We start from the raw sequence: 827 nt of genomic DNA, 5'->3' as shown, positions 1-827 counted from the left end.
CCCCTGTGCCCCCTCGTCGATGCCCCCGGCGTGCCCGTCATCCACTCCGCCGACTACCTCGAACACCGCGAAGCGCTGCTGGCCACCGGCCATATCACCGTCGTCGGCTCCGGCCAGTCCGGCGCCGAGGTCTTCCTCGACCTGCTCCGCAACCGGCCCCCCGGCGCCGAAGGCCTCCACTGGCTCACCCGCACCCCCGCCTTCGCCCCCATGGAATACAGCAAGCTCGGCCTCGAACACTTCACCCCCGACTACGCCCGCTACTTCCACGCCCTGCCCGAATGCGTACGCGACCAACTGCTGCCCCGCCAATGGCAGCTCTACAAGGGCATCGCCCACGACACCATGGCGGAGATCCACGACGAGCTCTACCGCCGCACCCGGCACGGCGGCTGGCCCGACACCGTCCTCACCCCCGGCGTCACCGTCCGCACCGCAGGCCGCATCGCCGCCGCCCGCCTCGAACTCCACCTCGAACACGCCCAACAGGGCGCCCGCAGCCGCCACATCACCGAAGCCGTCATCCTCGCCACCGGCCACCGCGAACGGCGCATCGACACCATCATCGCCGCCCTCGACCCCTACATCCGCCGCGACTCCCGCGAACGCCCCCGCATCGACGAACACCACCGCATCGTCCTCGACCCCATCGTCAAGGGCCCCATCTACGTCCAGAACGCCCAGCGCCACGCCCACGGCGTCGGCGCCCCCGACCTCGGCCTCGCCGCCTGGCGCTCCGCCGTCATCCTCAACTCGCTGACCACCGAACCCGTCTACCCCCTCCCGCCCCGCACCGCCTTCACCACCTTCGGCCTCCAGCCCACCCA

Annotated in this window: 1 protein-coding gene; it reads left to right on the top strand. The window is 71.5% G+C overall.

Annotated elements, in window-relative coordinates:
• The coding region (locus CCN51_RS52210; protein WP_158104810.1) for a SidA/IucD/PvdA family monooxygenase at positions 1 to 827 on the top strand (827 nt) is incomplete at both ends.

The sequence above is a fragment of the Streptomyces milbemycinicus genome, from assembly GCF_002154605.1.
GTDB classification, from domain to species: domain Bacteria; phylum Actinomycetota; class Actinomycetes; order Streptomycetales; family Streptomycetaceae; genus Streptomyces; species Streptomyces milbemycinicus.
This window is presented reverse-complemented; position numbering and strand designations above follow the sequence as displayed.